The following is a 1,736-nucleotide window of genomic DNA, read 5'->3' on the forward strand; positions in this document are numbered from 1 at the left end:
CACATCGCGCGTTTCCGTGCGGGCGCCGCCGATTTGCCATGGCAATTAGGTGCCTCTGCAAGCGCCATCCAACCGCTGATCGTCGGTGAAAACAGCGCGGCGCTGGCGTTGTCGCAGCGGCTGGCGCAGGCAGGCTGCTGGGTCAGCGCCATTCGTCCACCGACCGTGCCGCCCGGCACCGCGCGGCTACGCATCACGCTCACCGCTGCGCATCATACCGATGATATTGATCGTCTGCTGGAGGCGCTGTATGACGCTGCAGGTTAACAAGCAGGCCGTGGCAAACGCCTTTGGTCGTGCGGCTGCGCATTACGAGCAGCACGCGCAGTTACAGCGGCTGAGCGGTGATGCGCTGCTGGCGCTGGCGCCCGCCGGTTTTGGCCCGCACCTGCTGGATGCTGGTTGCGGCACCGGGTGGTATAGCCGCTATTGGCGCGATCGCGGGCGCACGCTGACGGCGCTTGATCTGTCGCCCAACATGTTGCAAACCGCGCGCGATCAGCAATCGGCGCAGCACTATCTGCTGGGCGATATTGATGCGGTGCCGCTACCAGATGCCAGCGTTGACGGCGTGTGGAGCAATCTGGCGGTGCAGTGGAGCAGCGACTTGCACACCGCGCTGCTGCAGTTTTTACGCGTCACGCGGCCAGGCGGCACGGTGCTGTTTTCCACGCTGCTCGACGGATCGCTGCACGAAGTGCATCTCGCGTGGGCAAAACTGGATGGTCGTCAGCACGCCAATCGTTTCCTCAGCGCCGCGCAGTTTGACACGGCCACCGCGACGCTGCCGATCGCTAAGCAGCAGCAGGTTATCACGCTGCATTTTCCCAGTGCGCTCAGCGCCATGCGCTCGCTGAAAGGCATTGGTGCCACGCATTTGCACGACGGACGCGGCGCCAGCGTACTGACGCGCGCTCAGCTGGCACAACTTGAGCAGCACTGGCCGCAGGACGAGGCGGGTTATCGCCTGAGTTATCACCTGATGTATGGAGTTTTACGCAAATGACACGCTGGTTTATTACCGGAACCGATACCGAAGTGGGCAAAACAGTGGCCAGCGGCGCGCTGCTGCAGGCGGCGAGCGCCGCCGGTTTACGCACCGCAGGCTACAAGCCGGTGGCTTCCGGCTGCGAGATCACGCCGCAAGGCATCCGCAACAGCGACGCGCTGGCGTTACAGCGCTACAGCAGCTTGCCGTTAAGCTATGAGCAGGTGAACCCGCTGGCGTTTGTTGAGCCGACCTCGCCGCATATCATTAGCGCGGAAGAGGGCAGACCGATTGATTTTGCCACGCTGTCAGCGGGTTTACGCGCGCTGGAGCAGCAGGCTGAATGGGTGCTAGTTGAAGGCGCAGGCGGATGGTTTACGCCGCTGTCGGAAACGCAAACTTACGCCGATTGGGTGGAAGCCGAGCAACTGCCGGTGATTCTGGTAGTGGGGGTGAAACTGGGTTGCATCAACCATGCGATGCTCACCGCCGAAGCGGTCAAAGCACGCGGATTGCGCCTTGCGGGCTGGATTGCCAATGATATTCAACCGCCCGGCAAACGCCATCAGGAGTATATGGCTACGCTGCGTCAGCGCATTGATGCGCCGTTCCTTGGTGAGATTCCGCACCTTAGCGATGAGGCCGAGCAGGTTGAATGTGGGCGTTATTTGAGGTTGCCGCAATAAATAACCCAGGTCGCCATAAATGGCGTAATGCCGATCAGTTAAGCCCGAAATGATCGGTTGAA

General features: G+C 61.4%; 3 protein-coding genes. All 3 read left to right on the forward strand.

The window, feature by feature from the left end; translation table 11 throughout:
• A partial coding sequence (locus tag RTM06_RS22545; RefSeq protein WP_312184774.1) for an aminotransferase class I/II-fold pyridoxal phosphate-dependent enzyme occupies positions 1–267 on the forward strand: 267 nt, incomplete at its 5' end.
• Entirely contained in the window at positions 251–1,006 is a 756-nt protein-coding gene (bioC, locus tag RTM06_RS22550) for a malonyl-ACP O-methyltransferase BioC (RefSeq protein WP_312184775.1), read from the forward strand. The genes RTM06_RS22545 and bioC, both read left to right, overlap by 17 nt.
• A complete protein-coding gene (gene bioD, locus RTM06_RS22555) occupies positions 1,003–1,674 on the forward strand; it encodes a dethiobiotin synthase (protein WP_312184776.1) in 672 nt (223 codons plus the stop codon). Before bioC ends, bioD begins: the two co-directional genes overlap by 4 nt.
• The last annotated feature ends 62 nt before the right edge of the window (positions 1,675–1,736 follow it).

It is taken from the genome of Pantoea sp. CTOTU46764, assembly GCF_031974595.1.
Taxonomy (GTDB): domain Bacteria; phylum Pseudomonadota; class Gammaproteobacteria; order Enterobacterales; family Enterobacteriaceae; genus Pantoea; species Pantoea trifolii.

Coding starts and splice junctions, on each gene's coding strand:
- bioC (WP_312184775.1), top strand. CDS start 251: ATGACGCTGCAGGTTAACAAGCAGGCCGTGGCAAACGCCTTTGGTCGT.
- bioD (WP_312184776.1), top strand. CDS start 1,003: ATGACACGCTGGTTTATTACCGGAACCGATACCGAAGTGGGCAAAACA.